General features: G+C 39.9%; 38 protein-coding genes. 6 read left to right on the top strand and 32 right to left on the bottom strand.

The window, feature by feature from the left end:
* The 4 genes from IQR33_RS35860 to IQR33_RS13270 form a co-directional block, all read left to right on the top strand.
* Nucleotides 1–135, top strand: a 135-nt coding sequence (locus tag IQR33_RS35860; RefSeq protein ID WP_228013883.1) for a hypothetical protein, incomplete at its 5' end; no start/stop codon positions are given.
* Between the two features lie 4 nt (nucleotides 136–139).
* Complete coding sequence (locus IQR33_RS13280) at nucleotides 140–1024, top strand: AEC family transporter (RefSeq protein WP_193837184.1); 885 nt, start codon at nucleotides 140–142, stop codon at nucleotides 1022–1024.
* A 417-nt stretch (nucleotides 1025–1441) separates the two neighbouring features.
* A complete protein-coding gene (locus IQR33_RS13275; RefSeq protein ID WP_193837183.1) occupies nucleotides 1442–1684 on the top strand; it encodes a type II toxin-antitoxin system ParD family antitoxin in 243 nt (80 codons plus the stop codon).
* Nucleotides 1681–1980: a type II toxin-antitoxin system RelE/ParE family toxin gene (locus tag IQR33_RS13270; RefSeq protein WP_017449644.1), complete on the top strand. Its 300-nt coding sequence runs from the start codon at nucleotides 1681–1683 to the stop codon at nucleotides 1978–1980. Before IQR33_RS13275 ends, IQR33_RS13270 begins: the two co-directional genes overlap by 4 nt.
* 89 nt (nucleotides 1981–2069) lie before the next feature.
* Here IQR33_RS13270 and IQR33_RS13260 read toward each other — a convergent pair whose 3' ends face one another.
* The 27 genes from IQR33_RS13260 to IQR33_RS13075 all read right to left on the bottom strand — a co-directional run bounded on the left by IQR33_RS13260 (nucleotide 2070) and on the right by IQR33_RS13075 (nucleotide 21063).
* Nucleotides 2070–2993, bottom strand: a complete 924-nt coding sequence (locus IQR33_RS13260) for an FRG domain-containing protein (RefSeq protein WP_193837182.1) — start codon at nucleotides 2991–2993, stop codon at nucleotides 2070–2072.
* Between the two features lie 190 nt (nucleotides 2994–3183).
* Nucleotides 3184–3417, bottom strand: coding sequence for a hypothetical protein (locus IQR33_RS13250; RefSeq protein ID WP_193837180.1), 234 nt, complete (start codon nucleotides 3415–3417; stop codon nucleotides 3184–3186).
* A gap of 152 nt (nucleotides 3418–3569) precedes the next feature.
* Nucleotides 3570–3896: a hypothetical protein gene (locus tag IQR33_RS13240; RefSeq protein ID WP_193837179.1), complete on the bottom strand. Its 327-nt coding sequence runs from the start codon at nucleotides 3894–3896 to the stop codon at nucleotides 3570–3572.
* 226 nt (nucleotides 3897–4122) lie between these two features.
* Nucleotides 4123–4410, bottom strand: a complete 288-nt coding sequence (locus IQR33_RS13235) for a hypothetical protein (RefSeq protein ID WP_063517564.1) — start codon at nucleotides 4408–4410, stop codon at nucleotides 4123–4125.
* 394 nt (nucleotides 4411–4804) lie between these two features.
* The gene (locus IQR33_RS13230; protein ID WP_039627414.1) at nucleotides 4805–5059 is read right to left on the bottom strand and encodes a hypothetical protein; all 255 of its coding nucleotides are present in this window, start codon (nucleotides 5057–5059) and stop codon (nucleotides 4805–4807) included.
* A gap of 145 nt (nucleotides 5060–5204) precedes the next feature.
* Nucleotides 5205–6332, bottom strand: coding sequence for a PIN domain-containing protein (locus IQR33_RS13225; protein ID WP_193837178.1), 1128 nt, complete (start codon nucleotides 6330–6332; stop codon nucleotides 5205–5207).
* Nucleotides 6333–6468: 136 nt separating this feature from the next.
* Nucleotides 6469–6810, bottom strand: a complete 342-nt coding sequence (locus IQR33_RS13220) for a hypothetical protein (RefSeq protein WP_193837177.1) — start codon at nucleotides 6808–6810, stop codon at nucleotides 6469–6471.
* Between the two features lie 172 nt (nucleotides 6811–6982).
* Complete coding sequence (locus tag IQR33_RS13215; RefSeq protein WP_170903718.1) at nucleotides 6983–7462, bottom strand: hypothetical protein; 480 nt, start codon at nucleotides 7460–7462, stop codon at nucleotides 6983–6985.
* Nucleotides 7463–7628: 166 nt separating this feature from the next.
* Entirely contained in the window at nucleotides 7629–8111 is a 483-nt protein-coding gene (locus IQR33_RS13205; protein ID WP_193837176.1) for a tetratricopeptide repeat protein, read from the bottom strand.
* Between the two features lie 143 nt (nucleotides 8112–8254).
* Nucleotides 8255–8524: a zinc ribbon domain-containing protein gene (locus IQR33_RS13195; RefSeq protein ID WP_025549200.1), complete on the bottom strand. Its 270-nt coding sequence runs from the start codon at nucleotides 8522–8524 to the stop codon at nucleotides 8255–8257.
* A gap of 158 nt (nucleotides 8525–8682) precedes the next feature.
* On the bottom strand, nucleotides 8683–8994 hold the full coding sequence (locus IQR33_RS13185; protein WP_193837174.1) for a hypothetical protein: 312 nt from the start codon (nucleotides 8992–8994) through the stop codon (nucleotides 8683–8685).
* Nucleotides 8995–9001: 7 nt separating this feature from the next.
* A complete protein-coding gene (locus IQR33_RS13180) occupies nucleotides 9002–9253 on the bottom strand; it encodes a hypothetical protein (RefSeq protein WP_053342874.1) in 252 nt (83 codons plus the stop codon).
* Between the two features lie 208 nt (nucleotides 9254–9461).
* Nucleotides 9462–9839 carry a hypothetical protein gene (locus IQR33_RS13170; RefSeq protein WP_074190733.1) on the bottom strand — a complete coding sequence of 126 codons (378 nt, stop codon included), beginning with the start codon at nucleotides 9837–9839 and terminating at the stop codon, nucleotides 9462–9464.
* Nucleotides 9840–10050: 211 nt separating this feature from the next.
* A complete protein-coding gene (locus IQR33_RS13160) occupies nucleotides 10051–10584 on the bottom strand; it encodes a hypothetical protein (protein WP_145568625.1) in 534 nt (177 codons plus the stop codon).
* 144 nt (nucleotides 10585–10728) lie between these two features.
* Complete coding sequence (locus IQR33_RS33010; RefSeq protein WP_228009946.1) at nucleotides 10729–11097, bottom strand: hypothetical protein; 369 nt, start codon at nucleotides 11095–11097, stop codon at nucleotides 10729–10731.
* Between the two features lie 408 nt (nucleotides 11098–11505).
* Nucleotides 11506–11949 carry a hypothetical protein gene (locus tag IQR33_RS13145; RefSeq protein ID WP_193837173.1) on the bottom strand — a complete coding sequence of 148 codons (444 nt, stop codon included), beginning with the start codon at nucleotides 11947–11949 and terminating at the stop codon, nucleotides 11506–11508.
* 740 nt (nucleotides 11950–12689) lie between these two features.
* Nucleotides 12690–13079, bottom strand: coding sequence for a hypothetical protein (locus IQR33_RS13135; protein WP_228009945.1), 390 nt, complete (start codon nucleotides 13077–13079; stop codon nucleotides 12690–12692).
* Between the two features lie 189 nt (nucleotides 13080–13268).
* On the bottom strand, nucleotides 13269–14147 hold the full coding sequence (locus IQR33_RS13130) for a DUF2726 domain-containing protein (protein ID WP_193837172.1): 879 nt from the start codon (nucleotides 14145–14147) through the stop codon (nucleotides 13269–13271).
* Nucleotides 14148–14281: 134 nt separating this feature from the next.
* Nucleotides 14282–14659 (bottom strand): DUF6979 family protein, encoded by a 378-nt coding sequence (locus IQR33_RS13125; RefSeq protein WP_193837171.1) that lies wholly within the window; start codon nucleotides 14657–14659, stop codon nucleotides 14282–14284.
* Between the two features lie 140 nt (nucleotides 14660–14799).
* Complete coding sequence (locus IQR33_RS13120) at nucleotides 14800–16284, bottom strand: caspase family protein (protein ID WP_193837170.1); 1485 nt, start codon at nucleotides 16282–16284, stop codon at nucleotides 14800–14802.
* Nucleotides 16285–16457: 173 nt separating this feature from the next.
* A complete protein-coding gene (locus tag IQR33_RS13115; RefSeq protein WP_193837169.1) occupies nucleotides 16458–17117 on the bottom strand; it encodes a hypothetical protein in 660 nt (219 codons plus the stop codon).
* A 184-nt stretch (nucleotides 17118–17301) separates the two neighbouring features.
* A complete protein-coding gene (locus IQR33_RS13110; RefSeq protein WP_045409172.1) occupies nucleotides 17302–17652 on the bottom strand; it encodes a hypothetical protein in 351 nt (116 codons plus the stop codon).
* Nucleotides 17653–17796: 144 nt separating this feature from the next.
* Nucleotides 17797–18297 (bottom strand): hypothetical protein, encoded by a 501-nt coding sequence (locus IQR33_RS13100; protein ID WP_080608919.1) that lies wholly within the window; start codon nucleotides 18295–18297, stop codon nucleotides 17797–17799.
* A gap of 171 nt (nucleotides 18298–18468) precedes the next feature.
* Complete coding sequence (locus IQR33_RS13095) at nucleotides 18469–19260, bottom strand: PhzF family phenazine biosynthesis protein (RefSeq protein ID WP_193837167.1); 792 nt, start codon at nucleotides 19258–19260, stop codon at nucleotides 18469–18471.
* Between the two features lie 110 nt (nucleotides 19261–19370).
* Nucleotides 19371–20015 carry a hypothetical protein gene (locus IQR33_RS13090; protein ID WP_193837166.1) on the bottom strand — a complete coding sequence of 215 codons (645 nt, stop codon included), beginning with the start codon at nucleotides 20013–20015 and terminating at the stop codon, nucleotides 19371–19373.
* A 134-nt stretch (nucleotides 20016–20149) separates the two neighbouring features.
* Nucleotides 20150–20464, bottom strand: coding sequence for a hypothetical protein (locus tag IQR33_RS13080; RefSeq protein ID WP_193837165.1), 315 nt, complete (start codon nucleotides 20462–20464; stop codon nucleotides 20150–20152).
* 104 nt (nucleotides 20465–20568) lie between these two features.
* Nucleotides 20569–21063: a GNAT family N-acetyltransferase gene (locus IQR33_RS13075; RefSeq protein WP_193837164.1), complete on the bottom strand. Its 495-nt coding sequence runs from the start codon at nucleotides 21061–21063 to the stop codon at nucleotides 20569–20571.
* A gap of 221 nt (nucleotides 21064–21284) precedes the next feature.
* On the opposite strand from IQR33_RS13075, the gene IQR33_RS32990 reads away from it, so the two are divergent.
* Nucleotides 21285–21587 carry a hypothetical protein gene (locus tag IQR33_RS32990; protein WP_228009944.1) on the top strand — a complete coding sequence of 101 codons (303 nt, stop codon included), beginning with the start codon at nucleotides 21285–21287 and terminating at the stop codon, nucleotides 21585–21587.
* A 185-nt stretch (nucleotides 21588–21772) separates the two neighbouring features.
* Here the strand turns inward: IQR33_RS32990 and IQR33_RS13070 are convergent, their stop codons facing one another.
* Nucleotides 21773–22423: a membrane lipoprotein lipid attachment site-containing protein gene (locus IQR33_RS13070; RefSeq protein WP_140184550.1), complete on the bottom strand. Its 651-nt coding sequence runs from the start codon at nucleotides 22421–22423 to the stop codon at nucleotides 21773–21775.
* 411 nt (nucleotides 22424–22834) lie between these two features.
* Here IQR33_RS13070 and IQR33_RS13060 point away from each other — a divergent pair, with 411 nt between their 5' ends.
* Nucleotides 22835–23791 (top strand): IS110 family transposase, encoded by a 957-nt coding sequence (locus tag IQR33_RS13060; RefSeq protein ID WP_193843755.1) that lies wholly within the window; start codon nucleotides 22835–22837, stop codon nucleotides 23789–23791.
* A gap of 30 nt (nucleotides 23792–23821) precedes the next feature.
* Here the strand turns inward: IQR33_RS13060 and IQR33_RS13055 are convergent, their stop codons facing one another.
* The 4 genes from IQR33_RS13055 to IQR33_RS13030 all read right to left on the bottom strand — a co-directional run.
* Nucleotides 23822–24259 carry a hypothetical protein gene (locus IQR33_RS13055; protein ID WP_193838133.1) on the bottom strand — a complete coding sequence of 146 codons (438 nt, stop codon included), beginning with the start codon at nucleotides 24257–24259 and terminating at the stop codon, nucleotides 23822–23824.
* A gap of 148 nt (nucleotides 24260–24407) precedes the next feature.
* Entirely contained in the window at nucleotides 24408–25385 is a 978-nt protein-coding gene (locus IQR33_RS13045) for a hypothetical protein (RefSeq protein ID WP_193838134.1), read from the bottom strand.
* A gap of 155 nt (nucleotides 25386–25540) precedes the next feature.
* A complete protein-coding gene (locus IQR33_RS13040; RefSeq protein ID WP_181859674.1) occupies nucleotides 25541–25975 on the bottom strand; it encodes a GNAT family N-acetyltransferase in 435 nt (144 codons plus the stop codon).
* A gap of 133 nt (nucleotides 25976–26108) precedes the next feature.
* The coding region (locus tag IQR33_RS13030) for a helix-turn-helix domain-containing protein (RefSeq protein WP_193843754.1) at nucleotides 26109–26401 on the bottom strand (293 nt) is incomplete at its 5' end.

The raw sequence follows: 26401 nt of genomic DNA, 5'->3' as shown, positions 1-26401 counted from the left end.
TCTAAAGTAGGCGTCGCACCCGGGGAAGCATTTGGAGAGGCGGGGTGTGGTCACCTGCGTGTCTGTTACGGTACCAATCACACTAGTCTTGCCATCGCTTTAGAGCGTTTACAGACAGCACTGGAAAACAGGTAGTAAGATGTTTGAATTAGTCATCGGAATACTGTTTCCGCTATTTTCCCTCGTGGCTATGGGGTACGGCATTGGTCGTTGGATTAAAATGGATTTTCTGCCCATTAACCGTATTAACATGGATATGTTCTTGCCTGCTCTGGTGTTTTCTTCAGTAGGAACGATGCCACTTGATATGACCCAAGTGCCGCTGCTTAGTGCTTCGCTTGTTGCGATATTTATCCCTGGCTTGTTAATGGTTCCAATATGTCGGTTGTTTAAACTTCCTTACAAAGTCTGGGCTCCGCCACATATGTTTCGCAATAGTGCTAACTTAGCAATACCTCTCTTTACTTACACGTTTGGCGAGGATGCTATAGCACCAGCAGTACTGTTGCTCGTCGTTTCGGTTTGTACGCATGTCAGTCTTGGTCTGACATTAGTCAGCAAAGGGAATCCTCTTAAGCAGGTTGTACATATGCCTATGTTTATCGCGGCTATTGTGGCTCTGATACTAAACTTGACCGACATTAGTATCTGGGAGCCTCTTTATAATGCAACAGCACTTCTGGGGCAGACAGCCGTCCCAATTATGCTTTTATCCCTCGGGACTCAGATGTGTAATATGCGCCTGAGCGGTCTTAAAGTCGGTCTGCTTTGCACTCTGCAGTCGTTGGCAACAGGGGCGGTTACTTTTGGGATTATTTATATGCTTATTCCACTGCCGACCATGCATTTGCAGATGATGTTACTCTTTTCGATGTTGCCTCCAGCAGTCATGAATTACCTGCTTGCTGAGAGGTTTGGCCTTGAGCCTGCCAAGGTCGCTTCAATGGTTCTGTTTGGTAACTTTTTAAGCATCGTAACTTTGCCAGTGCTATTGACGATTGCTTTGTCATTAGAGCCTTTTTAATCAATGTTCTCTTTTGAATGACTATACATTCTGGACAAAACTCTTAAGAGTTCATGTTTTTCTCGCTTTTGTCCAGAATGTGCACACCCCGGCTCTGGTTCGACATTAGGAAATATAGGGCAAATTCTGACGGGATTTATCGATCGAAAATTTTTTTAGCAAATAATGGGGCAGTTCTGCGTTACGATGATCTACCCCGTCAGCAAGCCGTTGGACAGAACCTTGTCAGTTATATTACTAAAGTAGGATATAACTGATTGGCTGAAACATGGAAAAGTAACGCCACATTAGGGTGTGAGCACAGAGCTCAACTAAGCTTAACGCATAGTAAAGATACCACGTGTTGCGAATCACTACTTGCATTCAAGCTCAACTAATACCATAATTAGGTATATTTTGGTATTAAAGGGCTATGTTATGGCTAAGAACACTAGTATTACTTTGGGTGACCATTTTGACGGTTTTATTGCTAATCAAATCCAAAGCGGTCGCTATGGCTCTGCAAGTGAAGTCATTCGTTCCGCTTTACGTTTACTTGAAACCCAAGAAACTAAAATGAACACTTTACGCCAATTGCTTGTTGAAGGTGAAGAAAGTGGAGTTGCGGATTATGACCTTGATTTGTTTATCAATGAGTTAGATAGCGAAGAGCGAAAATGAGACCATTTCAGTTAACTAACAAGGCGAAATCTGATTTAAGAGATATAGCCTTGTTTACCTCTCGACGCTGGGGTCGTGAACAGCGAAATATTTATCTAAAACAGTTTGATGACTCATTTTGGCTGTTAGCCGAAAATCCTGACATTGGTAAAGCCTGTGACGAAATTCGCGATAGCTACAGAAAATTCCCACAAGGAAGCCACGTAATATTTTATCGTCAGATTGGCAGTCAAAATATTGAGATAATCCGTATCCTCCACAAAAGCATGGATGTGAATCCAATTTTTGGCGCATAACGCCCTGTTAAAGTGTGAGCAACGCAATACTTAAGCTGCCGCATACCACCCTAAACACTAAAACCAACGCATAGTAAAAATGCCACGCGTTACGAATCACTCTTAAACGCTTTGTTAGGTGTTTCGTGGTATAGATTAAGGCTCAATAACCTATCGGCAAAGCTATCACATTTTCGGCGAAGCAAAAGCGTTTTTTCCTTTTCCAGTTGCCTATTTGCTAAATCTGCAGCACCAATTAAATCAGGGAAAAGTGTCCCACTATGCACGTTCATTGACTCCAAATGCCTCAAAAAGTCATCTCTATTAGACATTGGTATTTTAATTTTATACAACACAGGTGCATGCCCATTTAAATTGAGCACCTTAGGGATTAATTCGTCAATATCTTCCCCGTTAGGCGTAAGTGTGAAAACTCCTCCCTGACTAATAACCCTTTGGTTTTCCTCACACAATGCATCATGGATGAATCTAATACTTTCGTCTTCTGATTCAACTCTATGGTCTTGATTAATATGTAAATCATGAAACGCTATTGGAGAGAATACCCAAAGTGCGTGATATCCAGATTCAGGTAAAGTTTGAGAGATGAGTGAAAAATATAGCGATACATAAGGCGATCTAGACCAATCAAGCAAAGGTGTAGACAAACCAAAGTGCTGACCTAAAGACCACCATTCCATATCATTCAAGCTCGTAGGGCTAGCGCCTCTTCTACCAACAGCGTTAGTCTTAAACCTAGATAAATGTTCTTCAAGTAAATCATGTCGAGACTTAAGCTGTATCAAACCTCTGATTTTAGAGGCTTCTGAAGAATTATAATTACTAATCTCTGAGAGCATATTTTTATAGTCCCGATCAAACTTAGATCTTAAAGTCCAATCAGAGTCAGCTTGTCCTCGAAATATAAATTCCGACCAATCTAAAAAACTAGCTTCGAGGAGATAGACCAAGTCACCCCAACATTCCACTGTTATCTCAGCGAACGCCTCTTTCACTTCCCATTGGTTAAACATATCCTCCATCTCCCAGAAACACCTAACACCCTGCTAAGGGGTGAACAACGCAATACCGAAGCCGCCGCATACCACCTTAAACACTAAAACCAATGCATAGTGAAAATGCCACGCGTTGCGAATCCGTCTTAAAGCGTTTGTTAGCATTCAGCACCAAGTCAGACTATAAATCTTCTACGTTATTAGGTAGCTAACTTTCTACTGTCTTTTTGCCGCACTTTTTACAAACTAGGTGACGCTCAAACTCATCCATAGAGGCAACAAATGCTCCAAGAGCCCAGCCTTTAATCGCGCCTGCTATAAATTCCTTAAACTTCTGATTTTTGGCACCTTTAAAAGCACTCGGCTTTCTGACCAAGACAACTACGTGATGAGTATCCGTACCGCAATCTGAACAGTAACGAACTTCTGTTTTGTGAGACATTCTTTTTCTCCATGAATGCTAACGCCCTGTTAAGGTGTGAGCAACGCAATACCGAAGTCGCCGCATACCACCTTAAACCTAAAACCAACGCATAGTAAAAATGCCACGCGTTGCGAATCACTCTTAAACAGTTTGTTAGGCAAATTGTGACTTTAAGGCCTATATTCACCTACAAACGAAAAATTCTGTCTATAATCAGAATTTTTGTTTGAGCACAACAACTTAACACCAGCCTTCAGGTCAAACCGACACTCATCTCCAAATTCTTCCATAATAGGCGTGGATGCCCCATCACCTTCTGGGGTTTTATACTTAATCACAAATTGACCTGACTCCCGTTGATATGCATATGCTGGAACGGACCACTCTTTTTCCTGACCATCCATTTTAGTGAAAATGCCAACATATGAATCAGTCATTTTGCTACTACACCCTGCTAATACAAGACTTGTTAGTAATAAGATTAGTTTTTCGTTCATAGCATACTCCGCTTAGGTTCATCGGAGCATATATTAAAGCGAAGAACATAATTAACTGATCAGGAAACATAAGGTTGCGCTTTTTTGCCTAACGTCCTGTTAAAGTGTGAGCAACGCAATACCGATGTCGCCGCACACCACCTTAATCACTTAAACCAACGCATAGTGAAAATGCCACGCGTTGCGAATCACTCTTAAACAGTTTGTTATACAAATTGCACGCAACTTACCTTGAGGTCTCATCACAAATGTATGGCTTGCCGCCCGAAGTATCGCAATTAAGTGCGCATTCATAATCACCATAGTTCGTTGCATTTAGGTCTTCTAGTATATCTAGCGATGCTGCACGACATGCAGAAAGCGAACTGAATGTTCCACCGAATCTGTCAATAGTTAAATTATTGGCATTTGGATACACAAAGCTCATCCATTCTTCTTTTTTTGTTTTATCGAAAACCCAAGACGCAATGTTGTATACGACAACAATGGTAATTATTACTTTTAGAAATTTCATACTAGATTATTTGATTGGTGTATTGAAGGCCATAATTATATTACGGATACTAAGCTATTGCATGTACTCGAATAGATTTTGTGTAACGCCGCATTAAGTGGTGAGTAACGCCTGTCACCCCACCTAAACCATTGTGCCGTAAACGCTAAAGCTAATTCTAACTGAAAATGCCGAGCGTTGTGAATCCGTCTTAAATGCTTGTTAAGTTTTTGCTCATGTTAGCAGCCTAGTTAAGGTAAACACGACTCCAACAATGACTGCTACCCAGAAAATCTTGCTTGCTAAGTACGCTAGAACTCCAAGTATCGTTGCGGCTGCCCAGGTCACTGTAGGGAATAAAACGAAGTAACCCAACAAGACTAACGCAATTATTGTAACGACGTAGTGCATGTAATTAGGCTTTCTCGATTTCGTAAATTAAATCAACCAACTGCGTTGCTTTGACGTCATCCCATCTTAGATAACTGCTCAATGAACTAGTGCCTGAGTCTTTTCCTAGGACTTGCTGGCAGATTGCTTGGTGATCTAACGAGGCGGAAACCCACACTTTGTTGGATTGTTGGCAAAAGTAAGTTGAGCCTTTCAAATTGTCCGTTTGGATTCTTTTTTTCCATGTGTCCACTTTCTGAGTAGTTATTTTTATTGCCACGATATCCTCCTAGAAACTTAACGCCCTGTTAAGGTGTGAGCAACGTAATATCGAAGCTACCGCATACCACCTAAACACTAAAATCAACGCATAGTAAAAAATGCTACGCGTTGCGAATCACTCTTAAACAGTTTGTTATACCAATTTACTCACTCCAAAAGTCAGGCTCTAGCTCACCAAAGTTAACACTCGATGGTGACGACAAGAACTCAATATCTGTTATCTCAACAGAGGTAAAGTCATCGCTATCTGTAAAATCACCAGAAAAAGTGATTAGAACCTCTGTTTCGTAATCAAATGTAGTGGTAGCTGAGCATCCATCTAAAAATACATAATCTTTATCAATGGAGTCATGAACCGATAACGAAAACGAACAAGAGGCGTCAGCCTCTATGTTTAATATTGCTTGTACAACAACTTGTTCAGAATCAACTTCTACTAGTTGTAAGCTTGGAGAAGATCCGTCTGATACAAACTCCATTGAATTAAACGACACTTCGACCATGTCATTTTGTTCCCAGAAAAAACCTGAACAAGCATCTGCATCAAGGTCCAAACCATCAGTATAGTTAATCGCACTATCTTCAATTTGCGAGTAAAAAGGACTGCCGCTTCCCTCAACCAGCGTTTTCGCAAGCGAAGTGAAGAAAGTGTAAGGCGCGGTTTTGGGTTGGAATATCGACAATGCTTCAGCAAAGTCTTGAGTGCAATCAATCCATTCCGAGTTTTCAGCATACTTTAACCAATCATTATCACTGGTGACCGCGATTATTTTCTTATCATTTTCCTCAGCCCATGCTTCAAGTGTCAGAAGGGCGATTGCATCTGGAAACTCATTTTTTTTGTTGCCACTTTGTGCAAATGGAGGCTCATTTTGGAAGTAAGCACTGATTAATGATTTAACGTCAAGATGATCTTCTGAATCAATGACTAGTAATCCAGTACTTTCCACGAAAGATTGTAATCGAGTTGCTGTTACTTCATCGATGGAGTTAGCCAATAACAAGCCTTTTGCATCATTTACAACAGATTCATCCACATTTAGATGCACATTTGTGTTTTTTAGTGATTTCTCTAATGAAGATCTAGCATCACTAACTTTTTTCTTTAGATGAGTCTCCACTTCTTGATAAACAATATCAGAAAGAACAACATCTACATCGGTAGGTTTAAATTGCTCTAACTTTTTAAACAACCCCGACTCAATACGTAAACCATTACCATCAAATATTGATGTGTCGATGCTAATTGCACCATATTCAACTGAACTCATTATTTCTCCAAATTGGTATAACGCCGCGTTAAGTGGTGAGCAACGCTACCACCTTACCTAAACCATTGTGACATAAACACTTAAACTGAAGTAAGCCGAAAACGCCATGCGTTGGGAATCCGTCTTAAACGCTTTGTTAAATGCTTGTTTTCTTCCCACAATGCAAACATTTGAAATACGGTCCATAACGACCATCTTGATAAGAAACCATGCCTCCACAATTTGGACAGCAAGTACCTTTTCCTTGCGTCCATTGCCACAATGAATATGTTTGGTATAAGAAAGCGAGTATCGCTAAAGACAAAAAGCCCAAACTTACCCAAGGAGCCGCATTGGCGGACATGATCGATAGCCCCTTAAGCATCGGAGAACTACTAAAATTACTTGGTATATAAATTTTTAGTACATAAGCACTCAGGATTGCCCCCAACGCCATAAAAGCAGGAAACCAATAAATTCTTAACAACATCATTGTCATCTAATTAATCCCTTTCTGTCGGCACACTACGACCAGCATTTAACGCCGCATTAAGGTGTGAGCAACGCTACCACGAAACTTAACCTTGCCACCGTAAACACTGAACCCAACGATGGAATGAAAAATGCCAAGCGTTGGGAATCACTCTTAAATGCTTTGTTATGTTTATATTTTACAAGTACTTATCTTTGCACGCATTACAAACATAGTGACTTTCTACTAGCTGACCAGTATTGGATTGACCACATATTTCGCATACATTAAAAGTAGAGTTGAAACCAAGCTTTAATTTCTTACCTTTCAATTCGCTGATTAATTGCAAATTTACGCTTGATCGAGGTGTTTCTTGATTTTCAACATTCTCAGAAGGCCCTTCAGGCTTAATATCATTATTTTCCTTCGATAACCTTTCATCTTTATCCTCAGCAAATGAAGGTTCAATTTTTTGATCACTGCTAGGTTTAACATTTTCTACTGATTTGACGCCATTACTTTTAATTGAATGAACTATAGCGGCACCAACAATGAGAACTGTACCGTTTAAGATAACAAGAAACGCAACACCTTCATGAATCGAACTTGTTGCTGTACCAAATACCATAAACCCGAAAAGATAGGCCAGAACACCTAAAACTGAAAACAGTACGACCATTAAATTTCCTCATTAGTTAATTAGATAAACATAACGCCCTGTTAAGGTGTGAGCAACGCAATACCTAAGCTGCCGCATACCACCTTAACCACGAAACCTAACGCATAGTAAAAATGCCACGCGTTGCGAATCACTCTTAAACAGTTTGTTATAAGCGTGTTTCGTTTTACCACTTTCTATCTAAATCTTCTGCGTATAAAGAAATAGCTCGCTGATACTCTTTAATTGCATCACTGTTCGTGGTTGATACTAAAAGTTCGAGTAGTAATGATGTTGCTTCTTTATGGCGTCCCAAGTTGTAGAGACACATGGCATAGAAAGGCTGAACTTCAATGTAACTAGGGTACTCTCTTAGAGTTTGCTTAAAGTAGCTTAAAGCCTCCGAATACATGCCAAGGCTTCGATAGGTACTCGCTAGCCCAAACAAAGCATCAAACCTTTCTACCGACGATAAAAGACCTGAAAGAGATGACAGATAATGAGTAATCGCTTCTTGCTCTTTACCTTCGTTGTCGTATGACCAAGCAATTTGCAAGTGAGCTTTAGCAGAACAAGTTTCATCGATTAGCAGCGTTTTTAGCAAAGCTCTCGACTCTTGATACTTCCCCTGTTTCCGCAATTCAATTGCTTGTTTGATGATACTTTCCATAATTTTCCTCGAAGCTTATAACGCCCTGCTAAGGGGTGAGCAACGCAATACCGAAGTCGCCGCATACCGCCTTAAACACTAAAGCCAACGCATAGTAAAAATGCCATGCGTTGGGAATCTGTCTTAAACGCTTTGTTATAACTTTATGCCAAATCTGCCTGACAATGCTTACAAACAATAGCTTCGCTTTTAACCAACTCAGCACATTTCGGGCATTTTTTGTGCTCTCCAGACTCAATCGCAGCCGCCTCTACTTTAGCTGTAACTGGTGAAACGACAAGCGCAACTATCAAGCCAATTAAAGGCGATAGCAATAATGACAATATGAAAAATCCTATTCCTGAGCGTCCTTTACTTGCAGCAAAAGCCCCAACACCAATAGACAACCCTAACCATATAATTATCCCAAACATACATTTTCCCCTTTTTCTGTTAATAAATAATTCTTAAGTTATAACGCCCTGTTAAGGGGTGAGCAACGCAATACGAAAGCCGCCACATACCACCTTAATCACTAAAACCAACGCATAGTAAAAGTGCCACGCGTTGCGAATCACTCTTAAACAGTTTGTTATATGCCGGATAAACCCAATTTATGGAAAGCTATCTTTTCATTTTTCTGGAGATGATAACCACACGTTGTTTTTACCCCATCCACTGTTCTTTTGATGGTAATTGGAGCATTTTGATTATCACGTGTCCGTCTTGCAATATATCCTATCCCATCACTCACATATAACACCTGAGAAAAAGAGAAGTTTCCCCACGAGTCGTACCCCATAAGTGTTCTAGGTACCTTTGCCTCTACTAAAAGTTTATTGAAATTTAGCACTGTTATTGATGATGTCTTTTGCGCACTAATTTGCTTCACTGCACTTAACATTAGATCGTTACTCAACAACTTTATATGGTGAGTTGTAGTGGGCATAAAGGAATTCAGGTCCACCCTCTTTGCTTATCTTTTTAGCTTTGATAAGAAACTTGGTTCCCACAGGGTAGGATTTGCGCATTTTTGAAGAACATTCAACATTCATTGATATATCCAAACCTTGACCTTTAATTGGTCTAGCTCTTACCCCAGAGCTAGAAGTAGTATTCTTACCAACATATGTTTCAATAATTACATCTATATACCCAGACATTTTCGACCTCATCGACGGTTAAAACAAAAAATTATACTTATTCGTCAAACTACTACCCATATTACGCTGGCAAGAGGCATATAACGCCCTGTTAAGGTGTGAGTAACGCAATACCGATGCTGCCGCAGAACACCTTAAAGACTAAATTCAACGCATAGTAAAAATGCTACGCGTTGCGAATCACTCTTAAACAGTTGTTATGTGCGTACTACTTGGCTGTGCATTTCCCGTAGTACTGAGATGGAATCAGGTCACCACCAAAGCCAACTGTGTTTCGACTATGAACTGTATTCATTGTATTTGTAATCGTAGTGACCATCACATTACCTGCCCCAGTCGCTTCCAAAAATGACACATGATCATTTCCAGGAACCTTTACCACCTCATTACTACCATTGTTCCCCAGCACATAAACTTTGTCGGCATCTGGTTCAATTAGATATCTAAGAATGAAATCACTCTTTGCCGTATGAACACCCTCTGGGTCTGAATACTTTTTATATACGCACTCTAAGGTACTGGTAGAAGCGATGGCTGAACTAGAGACAAAACAGAAAGCGATGAAAAGTAAACTATTGAACTTCATGAAAAACCTATTTTATAAGATATTTTCCGAGGAATTTTACTCTCATCTGTTTCATAGTTTGTGACATATGCCGCAAAGCACATAACGCCCTGTTAAGGTGTGAGCAACGCAATACCGAAGCTTCCGCATACAACCTTAAACACTAAAACCAACGCATAGCAAAAATGCCACGCGTTGCGAATCACTCTTAAACAGTTTGTTATAGCGAATATCACCACGACTGTATGTCCCAATCACCTGTTTTAGGGTTCCTGACCATCTTGGTATTACTTGGATAATCACTACCAACCAATTTGAAAATGTTTATTACCTGCTCAATAGAAACTGAGTAAAGCTTTTTATTTCGATCTTTGTCTGACGTAACATAAAAACTTACAAGGTGCCCTTCGTCATTTAGTTCTGGCATAAATACATAACTATGCACAATAAAATTGCACAGTACTCTGAGAGTTTTGGTTTCACACTGTTTGCCGCTAAGATCATACAACTCGTCCAATCTATGCCAATTCATATAATCTACAGGCTTCAGGTTAGGGAAACATTTCAAACTAACATCAAAGCTTTTGGTTGAGTCTGAGATTTTGGCTGTATCCATTAGCTTTCGAATGGCATAAAAGCCGATGAAAACATCTTTTTCAATTTGCACAAACTCAGATTCATCAATCTCGTTTGATCTACTTAGTTTCTGCAATCTAGATGCACTTTCTAGCAAAGGTTCTTTCCAATCAGAAGATTCCCAAATCATTTTTTGCCTCTATCGCTATAACGCCGCGTTAAGTGGTGAGCAACGCTACCACCACACTTAAACCATTGTGCCGTAAACACTAAAGCTGAATCAAACCGAAAATGCCAAGCGTTGGGAATCCGTCTTAAACGCTTTGTTATAAGCCTACCCAAAGATACGTGCCCAAAACCCTTTCTTTTCTGTTAGCTGAGGTTTCTGGCTTTTAGTTGGTTTAGTGCATTTATTAACCTGTTTCTTTTGGTCAGCAGCTGTCATTAGAATGTTCACTAAATCAAAAGTTGATTCATAATTAATCACATCACAAGCCTGCACAGATTTTGACTCGGAAAATAGGTCTTGGAAAATATCTTTCCATACGTTGTAGTATTTCGAGCACTGTTTTTCAGTACCAAACATTTGCCCATAAGAACCACAAAGTAATGCATGGGTAATCTGTTTGCGCTGCCCATTGACCGCTTTTGCTTGGGAGATTTGCTCCGCACTGAGAGCAACAAGTATTAGAGAATTTTCCATATTTCCTCTTTGGCTTATAACGCCCTGTTAAGGTGTGAGCAACGCAATACCGAAACTCCCGCATACCACCTTAAACACTAAAACCAACGCATAGTAAAAATGCCACGCGTTGCGAATCACTCTTAAACAGTTTTTTAGCCTACAGTTTCCAAAAGTCTCGAGAAATCCTTTCGTGATCCTCTCGGAATAAATCTAAAGCATATGCTTCATTAGAAATTAACAACACCAATTCGACAATAATCGGCTTCAACTCCTCGAAATAACTTTCGACATCTCCCCACTTCAAATTAAAGTCTTTAGGGTCAGCTAAGCTGGGGTTCTGTACCATCTTGCCTCATTTCGTAATGAGCAACCAATTTATTGCGTACGTTCCTAATTTTATGATGAAGATCCTTGCCTTTTAGTTCGCTAAATAATTTTTTTTGCCTTGTGATAATGCTCATCAAACCTTTGAGACTTGTCTCCCAAATCTCTTTCTCTATGACGCTCTTCCCAGAATGCTCTTGATTCGGGGTCAACGTCGTTTACCCAAGTAATCGTTGTCGGTTTACAGTAGTCCCTTTTTAAAGCCTCTAAAAGAGGCTTAGAGGAAATAAGTTCAATAATATTGAAAATTGATGGAGACGTATTACCTCGGTCAAATGAAATAGCAGCTAACTCACGAACAATATCTAGATACATTGTTATACGCATTAACTCAAGCCCATGACCACCATAAGAATGATCCCACTTATGAATCAAATCAGAATCGTTTAATAGGGGATTAAGCAAAGCTAATTTTCGATCTGCAATAATAAGTCGACTAATCATTGCGGTAGAGTAAGCTCTAACTTTCTTAACTCTGTGTTCCATGCTTACCTCTGTAGGCTAACGCCCAATTAACGTGTGAGCAGCGCAAACACTGAACTTAAACATTGCGCCGTAAACACTAAACTCAACCCGAAGTGAGAGCGCCAAGCGTTGCGAATCACTGTTGAATTGTTTGTTATGTTTTACCACAAACACATGATTTACTTGAGAAAGAACTGTTATTTCTGACTAGTTTTCTGAAGCAAACCACAAGGCTAGACCAACTTGACCGCCAAAGGCGACCAACCTAAAGCGTGTAATTCCACTTCCCTGCCCAATGAGGCAACCCAACTAAGAAACAACAAGCGCCCTGTTTTTCCAACCAAAGCGCAAAACAATGGCAAATTGCCGAGGCAACTGCCAAGCCAAAATGCTAATTGGCTAAGAACTCGAACGCGACTTAAAGCCAGTTACACAAGAAACCGAATACCACGACCTGACAATGAAGCAACCCACGAACATTGGCATGTTTTACGGGCTGAGAGATTCAAGAACTTAGGTCAACAATGCGGATTTGCTGAGTCTACTCAGAACGGACGGCCTGAGGGACAAAGAACCAAAGCTCAATACCTTTAAGTCCTTGAAATACAAGTAAAAAATAATGCCCTATCAAGGTGTGAGCAACGCAATACCGATGCCACCGCAGACTACCTTAAACACAAAACGCAACGCATAGCAAAAATGCCACGCGTTGCGAATCACTCTTAAACAGATTGTTAGTGCTGTGTCACTGCAACAAAGAACTAAAGTTCTATATATTCACAGCCATCAAATGCTTTGCACCGTGAAAAGGCTACGTTAAAACGTTTGAAAAATGCCAAAAACTCATGGGCATTCATATCTAATCGAACAACTTTAACTCCAACAGGACCTTGGGCTGAGGCTATTTTTTCTTCAACAGTCTCACCTGCGACAAGAGGTAGAATCATAAAAGTAACAGAAACGGGATCATTGTGCTCCCCGTCATTTTCACCAACATACATCTTCACGCCTACAAGAAACTCATTTTTTTCCATATGACCATTGTCTTTTAGCCATGTAGAAATTCGTGTTTGATCGGCGTCATCTGCCGCACATGTTCCTTTCCAATCATCATATTGGACAGAAGCTTTAAAACTTACGCTATGCATCATTGATTCCTTATTATCTATTTACATCAATGGTATAGCTTATACTCCGAATCTTACCTATATGCAATTAAGCACTAACGTCCAATTAAGGTGTGAGCCACGCTACCACGACACTCAACTTGGATGCCGTAAACACTAAACTTGACCCAAACCAAAAATGCCAAGCGTGGGGAATCACTCTTAAATTGTTTGTTATAAAACTTTTGCCACAATACTTCCTGCTATAGTAGAACCTCTCGGCTCATAACGAGATGTAAATTGTTCAAGCAATATTTTAAACTGCTCCGTTGATACTGCTTTTATTTTTTTGTCTAGAAAATCGTTAAGCGCTTGATGTAATTCAACAATATTTATCATTTTTATCGTTTCTGAAATACTTACACAGTTAAATTGTTGATCATGCATACCTGTCGTCAAGTGGAGAACTTCGTGATCAGACACCTCAAGCCACGTAATACACCTATAGTTTCCTTTGTTATCTAGACCAACCCAACCTGATGGAACTCGTTGTTTTATATGACCTTGCTTATAAAGCTTTTCTATTGCTAGTTGTGCCTCCAACGATATCCAATACGGAAATTTAGAATTCGTATCTGAGGAGGTAGATATAAGAAAACAAGGGTCAAAATCTTCCTCATAAGGAATGTTACCCATAAGCTGAGCTTGTTGAAAATCTTCGCACAGAAACCAACATTCAATAAAATAAGTCAGTAAATCAAGACCTTTAAACTCTTTCGATACATAATTAAAGTTTGCTCGTAGAATCGGGAGTTCAAACCTCTTACAAAGACTATTTTTAAGGAGATCATTTTTTATTTGACGTGATTCAGTCCTATGTTGACGACCATCATACTCAACTGCAAATATTGGGTGATAGTCATCGTTTACAATAACAAAATCAAAATGAGACTTTAAACAATAGCTAAACTCATCTTTTGATATCCCGCTGTTGTTTATAGGGAATACATCAGCCAACCTTACTTTAGTAAAAACTTTGGCTCGTTCCTTACAAACATGAGCTAACTTATCGTAAGTTACCTCTTCATATTTATTTAGTAATCGTAAATTCATATAGTTTTATAACGCCCTGTTAAGGGGTGAGCAACGCAATACCGATGCCGCCGCATACCACCTTAATCACTTAAACCAACGCATAGTGAAAATGCCACGCGTTGCGAATCCCTCTTGAACAGTTTGTTATGTGCTTACTCCAGCAACCCACGAGACCACAACGACACAACAACATCCATTTGGCTATTATGCACTTTAGACTTGGAGCCACATGACTGAACCCAGAGTTTTTTGATATTGTTTTGCATGTCTGGATTTTCGTTTAGCAGCCTAACTGCCTCTAATGCATATTGTTTATTTAGAACTGATTTTGTATAGCTTCCTCTGGGCACACCAACGACAAAGCCACTTTCAACTAAACCTAGAAAAGCGTTTTTTGGACACCCTTTTTTGATGGAAGCAGCATTTTCCTTGAACTCTTTTTCTGCAGCTGTATTCCAAGCTTCAACTGGACAGACTCCAGTTTGAGCGATGTGAGTAGCTTCTACAGCAACATCACCATATTTGCTCATTTGACATCCTGCACATAACGCCGCATTAAGGCGTGAACAACGCAATACACAACGGCTACCGCATTGCGCCTTAAACACAAAATTCACCGCAAACTAAAAGTGCCACGCGTTGTGAATCGCTCTTAAATGCTTTGTTAGGTCTACTCCCCAAAGCGTTTGATCAGAACTTTTACTATGGAACTTTCTACTTGCTTCAATAAGTTGCTCATAACATTTTGGATTTCATCCTGATCACTAAGTTTACAATGGGCAATTTGCCATTCCTGCGAATTACCTAGTTTGCGATTGTTCCAACTTACTTCCTTCAATCTTTCATACTTGCAGAAAATTGTAAGTTTGGACTTTGAGAAAACGAAAGTTATAAACACCTGATACCAAGGTAGGTTTTCTTCAGATGGGGTAAGTGTCACAACCAATGCAGAGCCAGGAGACGGTGCTGTTAATTCAAAACCATCGACAACTTTTCGATATTTAGTTACAGGCCTATATTCGACACGCTTTTCTCTACCAAACATAGCTAAAGAACGAATTGATTGGGGTTCATATTCGACCTTCTCCTTAACTTCGTACTCTTCATCTTTGTATGTAGGCCTTGCGAAATAGTTGTCATCATTTGATTTTAACCAGTTAGCTATACTTTCGGTGTTGTTCAACTTGTGACAGTCAGTTTCCAAGTCAACTTCTATATCGTATAGTTCATTTAATATAACTGACCACTCAAAAGCCTTAACCGTTTCTATTAACTTTGAAAGAGACTGCATACACTTTTCTTCATTGCAGTAATCTTTCGCTTTAGCACGAATAGCCTGAATTAACTTTTCGTCTTCTGAAAGCTCAGATTTTCCACCTTCTGTTACATCTTCTTCATCTTCCAATTTTATTGAAGATGACGAAGGTAGTAATTCTTCCAATTTTTCACCTAGCAACTCAGAGACATTACAAAACACTTCCGTATTATCAGCCTGCTGCACAAACAATGGTGTTTGATATTTCTGAACTGAAACATCATCTGAGATATAGGCCATGATATCTCTATAACGAATATCTTTGCCTTCGAAGTTTTGTAAGGAATGAGCAAAGCTCTTTGTGAATACACTGTAATCAGGCAATGCTATTGATGATTGGGTGTTTGACGATGAAAATAGGAAATAAGTTTTATTAAAATTGTTTGTTGACGATTTTTCAAAAACAACCTGTAAATCGTTATTTGATTTTATGTACTCTGTACCAGATTGGCACGCGTCAACAATTTTAACAGCTAAGTCAGGATTTAAGGACTTTAACATTGAATCAAACTCACTATTCCTTAAGGACGTTTGCTCGATTTTTGATCCACTAAAATCAGAAAAAAGATATAGAAAATCATCTCCATAGCGGGTCCCATGACCAGTATAATAGAAAAACACTTCTTCTATATCATCTTCTTGATACTTGCGTATAAATGAGGAAAGTGCAGCTTTTGCTTCTGTGCTGTTTGGGCTCTCATTTAACAAAAGGCAGTCGTCATATTTTTGAGTCAAATTAATTATTGATGACATTAACTCTAAATCGCGACTGCACGGTTCTAGACTCGCTTCATTATCGTAATTGGATACGCCAATTAACATTGCCAATTTCTTACCCACAGGTACCTCTTTACTATTTTTATTACCTAGACCTAACGTCCAATTAAGGGGTGAACAACGCCTCCACCCAAACCTAAAGCATTGTGCCATAAACACTAAATTTGAAGTAGAACCAAAAATGCCGAGCGTTGAGAATCCCTCTTAAATTGCTTGTTATGTGTTTGCTATTTCGTTCATCGAATATTAACTTGTTGCTGTAATTTTTTAATATAAACATTCAACGATCTGTTGAACTGCGGAATAGTCTCAGCGACAAAACCCCAGTCAAAGATTAACAAAGCACTACTCCAACCCACGTGAGATATAAGCCCATCTTCACCAGGTTGTTTATCACCATGTTTTACGTAAAAGCTTTGCTGATCAAAATGTGCTCCCTGTTGATCACGATATGCTTTTGCTTGCTCAATAAAATTATAAAAGTCTCGCCTAACATTGTCCGAAAATGCATCCGAGATCACTTCATCTAGAATTGGTTCCCAGAATATTTTCTTATTGCCAGCGATAACACCAGCCTCTCCAAAACCAGCGTTAAAGATGGTACAAAATTTGATGATAATCTCTTCCGTTATTAATTCATCAATGAGGTGGACATCATGTATGTCTGGGAACAGGGAACCATGCTTACTTTCAAAGTTATCTAATGCTTCTCCTTCAAGTCGTAAACCAGTTTTTAACCTTACACGCTCTTCGTCATATAACTCAGTGATATTTTGTGGCCTCCCAGATTCACAAAAGCGGTCAACCCTTGTTCTCAGCGCCAAAAGATCGCGAATTCTATCAAGTGCGACTTTCCACAAGTACAGCCTTCCAAGGGTTTCTTTCTCACTCGACACCTTATTTCTCCTAACCTTACTGACATATTTACGATGAATTTAGACAAAACACATAACGCCGCATTAAGTGGTGAGCAACGCAGACCACTGAACTTAAAGCATTGTGTCGTAAACACTAAAGTTGAAGCAAACCAAAAGTGCCAAACGTTGGGAATCCGCCTTAAATGCTTTGTTATGCTCGTACTTAAAGAAATTGAAGGACTAAACAAGCAATAAACGCCGGTAGACCGGCTATGAAGAAAACTAAGCCTGTTTGATAGTTCATTCGATAGTGCTCTCGTTCGTCTTTTTCGAAATCATGCCCTTCTACCATTTTGTAAACTTTATCTCTTCTAGGATCATCTAACCGAGTCGTCTTGCTATGGACACCACCTTCCCACATTAGCTTCGCTAAAACCCATATGACGATGACAACAAAGAAAAGAAAGTCGACCAACTGAGTAGTAGCAAAGAATGGAACAAACTGGGCTAGAGCGATAACAACAAGAGCCGCGGAGAGGTTAATTAGAACCACTTTCTTGAATAAATCGAGCAAAATCATCTCCTAGAGCATAACGCCCTGTTAAGGTGTGAGCAACGCAATACAAAAGCCGCCGTAAACCACCTTAAACACTAAAACCAACGCATAGTAAAAATGCCACGCGTTGCGAATCACTCTTAAACAGTTTGTTAGCTTTCTTTACTTAACAATACAGGTATATCTGCAACGACCACGTTCAGATGCGTCAATGGCAATCTGTTCATTGTCAGTTTCAATTCTATACTCAAAGTAATAGCCACCCCTACTCGGTTCCGAATAACAAAACTCATCGATAAACTCAGCATTTAGCAACATTGATTTATCATATTTTCGAATAGGTGTCTCACGTGAGTAACAAGCAACAAACTCACTATTGATTAATGTATTCGGTAACTCAGCGATACAATTTGTTATATAAGTATCACCTGATTTCCAAGCGACGGTAGGGTTGAGAATTTTTGAGAAATATTTTATTCCAGATTGAGTCTGACTAAGCAACTTAGGATCTGAGATTTCATCCACTTGGCTTGTGGTGATTTCACAGGTTTTTGTCACCCAAAAAAACGACAGGTCAAAATTTACACTATGTATATTTTCACTTGCCGAAATCGACAGCGATGAGAATAAAGCACCACTGACAGCCAACAAATACCACTTCAAATTTATCTCCTTGGTACTGCAAACGAGTTTGAAAGCTAACGCCCAATTAAGGTGTGAAGCACGCAACCACAACACTCAATTTGACCACCGTAACCACTGAACTCAACTCAAACCAAAAATGCCAAGCGTGCTGAATCACTCTTAAATTGTTTGTTATAACGCAGATTTCCACTACACGTAAACTTGCCCTTTGAGATACAAAACACCTTTTCCCGAAATGACTATTGTTTCATCCAACACACTGCACTTCAAAACACCACCTCTTCTTGATGCTTGGTACGCAACTAAATCTGATTTACCTAACTTATCAGCCCAGTAAGGTGCTAACCCAGAATGGATAGAACCTGTTACAGGATCTTCATCACCACCGTTTGCAGGCCAAAAATAGCGAGATATAAAGTCATAGTCATTAGATTTAGAAGTGACAACCACATCCAATGGTGCGAGCTGTTTCAGCTGCTCTGAAACATAAGATACTTCAAGAACATCATGCTCATTATCAAAGACTGCAAAGTATGCTTGTTTATTTCTTAGAACCTCAACAGGTTGTTTCGATAAACCACCTAATAATTGTGCAAGAACACATGATACAGATTCTGGCTTTTGGTTCGGAAAGGTCATTTCGATTTCGCCATCTGGATTCAGAATGACCGTCAAGTTACCTACTTCACGAGTTATAAACTCGATTTGGTGTGTAACACCAAGCTCATTAAACAACACGAAAGCAGATGCCAACGTAGCATGACCACAGAAGTCAATTTCAGTCATTGGTGAGAACCAACGAATCTCGTATTGATTAGAGCCTACAGCTTTTATATAAGCTGTTTCTGATAGGTTATTTTCAGCTGCAATATTCTGCATTAGATCATCTGAAGGCCACCTTTCCACAGGAATGACCGCAGCTGAGTTACCTTTAAATTGTTGATATGTAAATGCATCAACTATGAATATATCCATTTTCAACGTACGAACTCCATTTGCGTTATAACGCCGCATTAAGGTGTGAGCAGCGCTTGGCTATACTTGAGCGAAGCGAAAACGCCAAGCGTTGCGAATCACTCTTAAATGCTTTGTTAGGTATGTTGTTTTAGGTTTTGCCCAAACATAAACAAAAACATCTCTGCCTGTGCTGCTGTGCACTCTGAAGATAGTGCAAAATCGTTCATAATTTTCAGATACTCAGGATAAAGGTTTGGGGCATTTGTATAAGTTATACGCTTCATGCCAACAAACTCTTTATAAATACCTGTATTGATGGCTTCAATTACACGAATGTCCAAAATTAGTGGCTCATACCCCTCAATTTTACCTCCGACAAAATAGAGAAATTTTGAGTATGTAGACAACCCTAACCCACTAATTTCTTTTACTTTATTGTAGTGTGTTTCCCAGTTATCGACACCTTGCGATGCACACTCTAATAAAGAGTCTATTTCAGGCAATTTTCTGATAATCTTTGAGAAGTTGTTACCCCTCATACCTGATGAGTAGCCCCATAGAATCGTTGATATTATTAACTTGTTGTAATCCTGAGTGTCTGCGATGTCTTTGAGGTCTTGCCTGCGTAGTTTTACCTCCTGTTCACCAGAAAATATAGATTGTATAATATCCCAGATTTCTGGGTGGCTCTCTTGATACTTTTCCCAAGTAACTACTTTTGTACCAATAGCATGGTCTGCTACAGGCAAATGACCAATCAAGGATTTGTAATTTTCCATAGTTCCCTCTGAATACCTAACGCCTTGTTAAGGTGTGAGGCACGCAATACCGAAGCTCCCGCATACCACCTTAACCACTAAAACTAACGCATAGTAAAAATGCCACGCGTGCCGAATCACTCTTGAACAATTTGTTATAAGGTGGGCTCCAGGAGAATATCGTAACCATCAACTTCAATTAGTCCAAAGTCACCTTCTAAAGAAAGAGAACCTTTAAAATAAGATACTCCTTCAACTTCACCCAATGTTGGAATGTCGTTTAAAGTCGTCTTTCTGGCAGATAGCTGCATCACCTTAAAGCGAGCAGTTATAGCTTTACCATGTTTATTACAAACAAGTAGTTTGACCTTCTGTCCGGAATCGAGAAGGAATAACATTTCGATGTCGGTATCATCAAAACTTTGATTTAGATAGAGCAACTCTGAATCGATTAAACAATTTAGTTCCATATTCCTTCAAGCCTTATAACGCCGCATTAAGGTGTGAGCGGCGCTTGGCTATACTTGAGCGAAGCGAAACTGCCAAGCGTTGCGAATCACTCTTGAATGCTTTGTTATGTGCGCGCTAAACGGTAGCGCCTTACCGTACCCTCACTCTCATCAGTGTAGTTACCGAGGTATTCACCACCACAGTTTTCGATGACCTTTTGAGATGCGGGATTGTCAATTGAGCAAGTAACAATAACTGAATCAGTGACAACATGGTCTCGCACCCAAGCAAGCAGAAATGAGGCTACACCCTTACCACGAGCTGACGGTCTAGTTTCGTAGCCGACATGACCAATGACATTTTCTACGTTGGCATTAGTACCTTTGCGAACTCGGATTGCACCTGAAATTTCGGAGTTCGATACACAATAGTAAGTTGTGCTAGGTAAATATCCCTTTGGTAACTCGGAGATTGCCTTTGAACGTTCGACCAAACCTGACAAATAAGCTGTCGGATCTTGCTCCACACCCGAATATTTTGGAATACCCGATTCTAGGCATTCTTTCGCATAACTCGCTAATATTGGGGCCAAATCAGGGTTGGCCTCTATCACTTCCATGTCAATTTTCCTCATAAGCACATAACGCCGCATTAAGGTGTGAGCGACGCTTGGCTATACTTGAGCGAAGCGAAACTGCCAAGCGTTGCGAATCCCTCTTGAGCAGTTTGTTAGTCGCGAGGAACCGAGCGACAATTTTAAGCCAAACTAAACTTTGCGAACAACAAACTTTATGTGCTTTGATGCACTTAAGTCAGACGTAGTCTCAAAGCAGCTATTCAATGAAACCACTTGGAACAAACAACGCCGCAGAAAACGAACTGATAACACCAAAAGGCGCTTTTGGAAAGCTAATCTCACAGTGCGGACTTTCAACGAAATCACTGAAACCACGTGGAATTTACGACACCAGAGAAAACGTCATTTCAGCGAGTAAATCGGCTTTTGTGCCGACAAACTCACCGAGCGGAGTTGCAACCAAAAACAGACTCTCGATCGCCCTACTCTGTAAGCACCAAAGAACAAAACAACCGCTAGGACAGATACAAAACTTTGGATTTAAAACGGCTAGAACTAAGCTCTGATGATCGACGATTAATCGATGTACCAAGCAAACAGCTGCTAAATTTTAAGCTCAGAAACATGATTTTGATTGCTAGCTTTTTCTGGCGACTAACGCCGCATTAAGGTGTGAGCGACGCTTGGCTATACTTGAGCGAAGCGAAACCGCCAAGCGTTGTGAATCACTCTTAAATGCTTTGTTATGCCGCTACTTACATTGAACACCCTCGGGTAGTTTTATTTTATAGTCGTAATCCACAGGTCGTTCAAAGTCCGTCCGCGAAATAGTTTCATCGATTAGGAAGTTGTACAAAAAGTCACTATTGCAGGATTTTTCAAAAGTTGAGCCCATAGTGAATAGTACTTTCTTTTCAGTAGCTAAATCGTAATAGTGTAAAGCGAAAGAGTGGTAAACCATACTTCCTGTTTTTGTAGATTTACCAGTAACACCAAACGTTTTCTGTTTTGTTGTATTACAAGTGGCTGTGATACCAAAACCTGTACAATTTGTCGTCGAGTAACCACTATCAACCATGCCATAATCTGCAGACTCATAGGTATAAGTGTCGTATTTTTCCTCTAGCTTTATATATGCAGCAGCGACTGGAGTTATTTGGTTTTCCACCAACTCTCGGCTAGAGTATACGTTTGTAAAACCTCGTTCTTTAAGAGCATCAATTACTGAGCGAATATAAAACTTAGAAGATAAGTCATTTTCATCAAACGTCGAAACTACTATTGGAGTGCTTGCATAAAAGTTGACGTCAGGATCTAATACGCTGTACTGGCTTGCTTCAATAGTAGTTTGACAACCAGAGAGCATTGCCACTAATCCTAATGGGAATAAATACTTATTCATGATGATTCTACATTAAATTCAAAAGTTTTGATTATCCCACATAGTCCACTTTATGAATATGACTCAAATCAGAAATTCATCGGGCGGCATAACGCCTTGTTAAGTAGTGAGGCACGCAATACAAAAGCCTCTGCACTGCTCCGTAAACACAAAACTCACTGCAAACCAAAACTGCCACGCGTGCCGAATCTGCTTGAACAGTTTGTATGGATAATAAGTACTCCAATCGGGTAAGGTGAGACCCAGACTTTAGCTGCAACTAAAGTTCTTCTATCTGGTAGTTCGATTGAACGATGGCTCCTCAATTGAGAGACCGGTAACAAGTACGAACGCCAGATAGAACTCCAAGCACCACACTCGAATAGTCTTCTGGGTCTCGAGCCCTCATTTGCAAGCAAGAGTTAGCTTATTATGAATACAAACACACTTCAAAACATTAATGTCGGCGTTGATACTGGTAAGTCACAATTAGACATCTACATCCGCCCACTCGATATTTACTTCACTGTCCCGAACACCGAAAAAGGCATCAGCGATGCCATAAAAACCATTAAGAAACACAAACCTCAACGTGTCGTCATCGAAGCTACAGGTCGATTAGAAATGCCTTTTATACACGCCTGTGACAAAGCCAAATTACCTTATGTTATTGCCAACCCACTACGTATTAAAAGGTTTGCTGGTGCCATTGGTCAACGAGCTAAGAACGACCGTTTAGATGCCGCTCTCATCGCACATTATGCCGAACGTGTTCAGCCAGAACTGACCAAACTAAAAAGTGAAAACATACGTCTTATGAGTGACTTAGTCACAAGGCGTAACCAACTACTCACCATGCAAACCATGGAAAGAAACCGACTACAAATATTACCTAAGAATATCTCGTCTACGATTACCCCTATCCTTACCGCCCTGAAAAATCAGATGGAAAAAGTAGAAGCAAAGATAGCGAAACTGATTGAGAGTTGTCCTGAGTATCAAGCCAAAAGTACTATTCTCCAAAGCATGCCTGGTGTTGGTAAAGTCCTTGCGGCATCCCTAATTAGTAATGTACCCGAGTTGGGCTTTATCACTAACAAACAAGCTTCTTCTCTCATTGGTGTCGCACCGATAACAAGAGAAAGTGGCCGCTTTAAAGGTAAGCGGCTGATACAAGGAGGGCGGACTCAAGTTAGGACCGTTATGTACATGGCGATGATGTCGGCTATCCAATGCAACCCTGTTTTCAGAGCAACTTATGAACGACTACTTACGGCAGGAAAACCGAAAAAAGTTGCCATTGTTGCCTGCATGAGAAAGATGGTTGTTATCTTAAATTCAATGCTAAGAGATGGTGTTATGTGGGATACAGATAGCCTCAAAAATTAACTATTGACGCCATAGTCTCTTGTTATATTATTATGCCTTGATGATAACTCTTAATTTTCTATCTTTGTCATCAAATGATGTACCAGCATGTGCAATCACAACATTTCCATCCCCATCAACTTCATCGTAAATGTCGATACTTTGGACGGAGCCATCTAAAAGTAAAAGGCTTGTGTGTACCGACGGATGAGATCCTTTCTTATGAGATGACTTTGCAATTTTGTGTATATAGTCGTCACCGTCGAGCGAAAAGTCCTTATCACTTAATACAACCTCATAAGGTCTAAGCCTAAGAAACTTAAATATGGCAAATGCAATGCTCAATACAGCCGAAAGAACTTTTAAAGCGAGCACAAAATAAGCAAGAGCTTCAGAACCAATAATGCTTTCTATTTGACCAATTACAGATCCAACAGCACCAAGAATCACCGCTACAACAAATATCCAATCAATCTCATCCAACTGCATTTTTTGCTCCAATGCCCCAAATAATATAACGCCCTGTTAAGGTGTGAGCAACGCAATACCGAAGCTCCCGCATACCACCTTAAACACTAAACGCAACGCACAGCAAAAATGCCACGCGTTGCGAATCACTCTTAAACAGTTTGTTATATTATTTAATATGCACAAACTTTTCTGATTCCGCTATTTCATCTTCTGTTGCATCGCGTGATGGAATATCATCAGGCACCATGATTTGTGTAAGATCTGAACACCAATTAGCAACGCCACTATCTTTGTAGTTGTTGGCAAACCTTGAAACATTTATATAGTTGTTAAGCTCAGTTGCTGCATAAAACAAAGCTTTATCTGGAGCTTGAAATAACGAATAACAGATATATGGCGTCGGTCTACCAAAAAAATCTAATGCTTCAATCCTTTCCTCAAGCACACGCTCAAGATGTAGAAGTGACTCATAAAACACATGGAACTCTTGAATACCATTGACCTGAAGCAACTTATTAACCAAGCCTTGATCAACCAGACTAATGTGGTTTAAAACCAACCCTAGCTTTTTATCACCTTGAAAACGATTTCGAATATAAAAGTCAGCAACCGTACTAAATGTTGAAACCAACTGAATATTTGAAATAGAGAACTGCTCCCTATAGAGAGAGAAACCATTTGGTAGGTTTAGATGCTCAGCACCTCTGAGCTCATTGATATATCTCTGAACTGTTTCACATCGCTCCTTAGAGAGTAAATCTGGAGAGTCAAACATACTGAAATCTTCAGACTTCATTACCTCTGATAGCAGCCATTTTCTGTTGCTGTGAAGCTTTGTCAGTAGTTCAAAGCATTGCCTAGCAGCTCGCTGTTTTACCAACTGCTCGGGATATACGTTAAAGATTACGTAAAAAACACCAGCAGCAACAATTGAGAGATAAATACTGGACAGCGGTCCTGTTCCCGCGAAAATGACAGCCACTACCATTGATAGCATAACTAAAATGGTAACCTTTGAGGACAATGTATGTTTTAGGGCATTAAACTTTATCGATTCAGAAGTGTTTTTTGATGGTTGAACCCTATCTTTAAACTCTTCATACAGTCGTTTTGCTTTGTTTGCCACAACATCTAGTTTCAGCATGTTTAAATTTCAACCATAAATAATATAACGCCGCGTTAAGGTGTGAACAACGCGACCACAAGACCTAAGCCATTGTGCCATAATCACAAAACTCAACCTAGAACTAAAAATGCCAAGCGTTGGGAATCACTCTTAAATGCTTTGTTATGTGCGTACTAAACATTACCACTGCAAGACGAGTTAAAAGAAAACATACGTACTTCATCACGTGGAAACCAACCTAGTTTTTCATAGAAATATTGAGCATTCAGGTTTTCATTGGCAACAAATAAGTGAGTTTTAGCTATACCAATGTTCGATAATGCATCAACCGCTGAGGATATGAGTTTGGCACCAATGCCTTTGCCTCGACAATTCGCGTTTACTGCCAAATGTTGTACGTAGCCTCGACGACCATCTGTACCCACTAAAATTGCACCTACAATAGTGCCACCATCTACAGCGACAAAGCTGAGATTGGGGTTACGTTCTAAGTATTTACCTATGTTTTCTCTAGAGTCTGCATCACGCAGCAACATAGCTTCTGTTTCAGACCAAAGCTCAATAACTTGAGAGTAATCCGAGATATCCATTTCTCTAATCAATGCCATTTTCCCTCTAAGCACATAACGCCCTGTTAAGGTGTGAGCAACGCAATACCTTAGCCACCGCATACCACCTTAAACACTAAAAGCAACGCATAGCAAAAATGCCACGCGTTGCGAATCACTCTTAAACAGTTTGTTATAGCTCAGCGATGTGCGACAGGGTTTCTGGGTGACGCTGAACCAACTTTAGAAGGGTTACTGCTTGTCCATTTGGTGCGCTACGCCCTTGTTCCCAGTTTTCTAACGTACGAGATGATGTGTGCAACAAACGAGCAAAAACACCACGAGACATATTAAACTGCTCTCGAATACTCACGATTTCATCAGGTGAGATATTTAACTCACTGATGTCGTTAACTTGATGAGTTTTAAGGGTAAGCTTGCCCTCTGAATGCTCTTTAGCCTCAACAAGTGCTGAACTTAACTCCG

The sequence above is a fragment of the Vibrio sp. OPT46 genome, assembly GCF_015163535.1.
In the GTDB taxonomy this organism is placed as follows: domain Bacteria; phylum Pseudomonadota; class Gammaproteobacteria; order Enterobacterales; family Vibrionaceae; genus Vibrio; species Vibrio alginolyticus.
Note: the sequence above shows the minus strand (reverse complement) of the source record. Positions and strands in the feature narration are given on the sequence as shown.

What these genes read in the sequence shown, in the direction of transcription:
- IQR33_RS13280 (WP_193837184.1), top strand. Translation starts at nt 140, where the DNA reads ATGTTTGAATTAGTCATCGGAATACTGTTTCCGCTATTTTCCCTCGTG.
- IQR33_RS13275 (WP_193837183.1), top strand. Translation starts at nt 1,442, where the DNA reads ATGGCTAAGAACACTAGTATTACTTTGGGTGACCATTTTGACGGTTTT.
- IQR33_RS13270 (WP_017449644.1), top strand. Translation starts at nt 1,681, where the DNA reads ATGAGACCATTTCAGTTAACTAACAAGGCGAAATCTGATTTAAGAGAT.
- IQR33_RS13260 (WP_193837182.1), bottom strand. Translation starts at nt 2,993, where the DNA reads ATGTTTAACCAATGGGAAGTGAAAGAGGCGTTCGCTGAGATAACAGTG.
- IQR33_RS13250 (WP_193837180.1), bottom strand. Translation starts at nt 3,417, where the DNA reads ATGTCTCACAAAACAGAAGTTCGTTACTGTTCAGATTGCGGTACGGAT.
- IQR33_RS13240 (WP_193837179.1), bottom strand. Translation starts at nt 3,896, where the DNA reads ATGAACGAAAAACTAATCTTATTACTAACAAGTCTTGTATTAGCAGGG.
- IQR33_RS13235 (WP_063517564.1), bottom strand. Translation starts at nt 4,410, where the DNA reads ATGAAATTTCTAAAAGTAATAATTACCATTGTTGTCGTATACAACATT.
- IQR33_RS13225 (WP_193837178.1), bottom strand. Translation starts at nt 6,332, where the DNA reads ATGAGTTCAGTTGAATATGGTGCAATTAGCATCGACACATCAATATTT.
- IQR33_RS13220 (WP_193837177.1), bottom strand. Translation starts at nt 6,810, where the DNA reads ATGACAATGATGTTGTTAAGAATTTATTGGTTTCCTGCTTTTATGGCG.
- IQR33_RS13215 (WP_170903718.1), bottom strand. Translation starts at nt 7,462, where the DNA reads ATGGTCGTACTGTTTTCAGTTTTAGGTGTTCTGGCCTATCTTTTCGGG.
- IQR33_RS13205 (WP_193837176.1), bottom strand. Translation starts at nt 8,111, where the DNA reads ATGGAAAGTATCATCAAACAAGCAATTGAATTGCGGAAACAGGGGAAG.
- IQR33_RS13195 (WP_025549200.1), bottom strand. Translation starts at nt 8,524, where the DNA reads ATGTTTGGGATAATTATATGGTTAGGGTTGTCTATTGGTGTTGGGGCT.
- IQR33_RS13185 (WP_193837174.1), bottom strand. Translation starts at nt 8,994, where the DNA reads ATGTTAAGTGCAGTGAAGCAAATTAGTGCGCAAAAGACATCATCAATA.
- IQR33_RS13180 (WP_053342874.1), bottom strand. Translation starts at nt 9,253, where the DNA reads ATGTCTGGGTATATAGATGTAATTATTGAAACATATGTTGGTAAGAAT.
- IQR33_RS13170 (WP_074190733.1), bottom strand. Translation starts at nt 9,839, where the DNA reads ATGAAGTTCAATAGTTTACTTTTCATCGCTTTCTGTTTTGTCTCTAGT.
- IQR33_RS13160 (WP_145568625.1), bottom strand. Translation starts at nt 10,584, where the DNA reads ATGATTTGGGAATCTTCTGATTGGAAAGAACCTTTGCTAGAAAGTGCA.
- IQR33_RS33010 (WP_228009946.1), bottom strand. Translation starts at nt 11,097, where the DNA reads ATGGAAAATTCTCTAATACTTGTTGCTCTCAGTGCGGAGCAAATCTCC.
- IQR33_RS13145 (WP_193837173.1), bottom strand. Translation starts at nt 11,949, where the DNA reads ATGGAACACAGAGTTAAGAAAGTTAGAGCTTACTCTACCGCAATGATT.
- IQR33_RS13135 (WP_228009945.1), bottom strand. Translation starts at nt 13,079, where the DNA reads ATGATGCATAGCGTAAGTTTTAAAGCTTCTGTCCAATATGATGATTGG.
- IQR33_RS13130 (WP_193837172.1), bottom strand. Translation starts at nt 14,147, where the DNA reads ATGAATTTACGATTACTAAATAAATATGAAGAGGTAACTTACGATAAG.
- IQR33_RS13125 (WP_193837171.1), bottom strand. Translation starts at nt 14,659, where the DNA reads ATGAGCAAATATGGTGATGTTGCTGTAGAAGCTACTCACATCGCTCAA.
- IQR33_RS13090 (WP_193837166.1), bottom strand. Translation starts at nt 20,015, where the DNA reads ATGGAAAATTACAAATCCTTGATTGGTCATTTGCCTGTAGCAGACCAT.
- IQR33_RS13080 (WP_193837165.1), bottom strand. Translation starts at nt 20,464, where the DNA reads ATGGAACTAAATTGTTTAATCGATTCAGAGTTGCTCTATCTAAATCAA.
- IQR33_RS13075 (WP_193837164.1), bottom strand. Translation starts at nt 21,063, where the DNA reads ATGGAAGTGATAGAGGCCAACCCTGATTTGGCCCCAATATTAGCGAGT.
- IQR33_RS32990 (WP_228009944.1), top strand. Translation starts at nt 21,285, where the DNA reads ATGAAACCACTTGGAACAAACAACGCCGCAGAAAACGAACTGATAACA.
- IQR33_RS13070 (WP_140184550.1), bottom strand. Translation starts at nt 22,423, where the DNA reads ATGAATAAGTATTTATTCCCATTAGGATTAGTGGCAATGCTCTCTGGT.
- IQR33_RS13060 (WP_193843755.1), top strand. Translation starts at nt 22,835, where the DNA reads ATGAATACAAACACACTTCAAAACATTAATGTCGGCGTTGATACTGGT.
- IQR33_RS13055 (WP_193838133.1), bottom strand. Translation starts at nt 24,259, where the DNA reads ATGCAGTTGGATGAGATTGATTGGATATTTGTTGTAGCGGTGATTCTT.
- IQR33_RS13045 (WP_193838134.1), bottom strand. Translation starts at nt 25,385, where the DNA reads ATGCTGAAACTAGATGTTGTGGCAAACAAAGCAAAACGACTGTATGAA.
- IQR33_RS13040 (WP_181859674.1), bottom strand. Translation starts at nt 25,975, where the DNA reads ATGGCATTGATTAGAGAAATGGATATCTCGGATTACTCTCAAGTTATT.